The sequence below is a fragment of the Photorhabdus sp. RM71S genome (assembly GCF_042879355.1).
Taxonomy (GTDB): Bacteria; Pseudomonadota; Gammaproteobacteria; order Enterobacterales; family Enterobacteriaceae; genus Photorhabdus; species Photorhabdus kayaii.
The window spans coordinates 1-311 of sequence record NZ_JBHFKV010000240.1 but is presented as its reverse complement, the minus strand read 5'-3'; the positions used below and the strand labels follow the sequence as shown (position 1 = coordinate 311).

Genomic DNA, 311 nt, shown 5'->3' with positions numbered 1-311 from the left:
ATCGGATCTTCGGCACTATCCCGACGCCATCATACAGGTTAGCGGACTTTTCCCCTTGATTTAGCAGCCTTTTTCTCCACCGCTTTTTCCCGCCCTGTTAAAGAACATGCCAACTCGCCCCGACGGGCACTTTGCCGATTGTAGCTCACTTTTTCCCCGACGTCAGCGCCGGGTTTCAGCCCGCTTTTCCTGCCAGAACTGGGTTTTATCGGGAACCCGTGACGGCGGGGCAGCTTGCCTGCGCCGCTGACGCGGGTTGGCGGGTGCGGGCTGGCGAGGCCCGCAGGTGAAGCTTTTTAACAGGGAAGCCC

At 59.5% G+C, this 311-nt stretch carries 1 protein-coding gene; it reads left to right on the top strand.

Annotated elements, in window-relative coordinates:
- The first annotated feature begins 106 nt into the window (after nt 1-106).
- Nucleotides 107-250: a hypothetical protein gene (locus ACGF5R_RS24710; protein WP_387693288.1), complete on the top strand. Its 144-nt coding sequence runs from the start codon at nt 107-109 to the stop codon at nt 248-250.
- Nucleotides 251-311 lie beyond the last annotated feature (61 nt).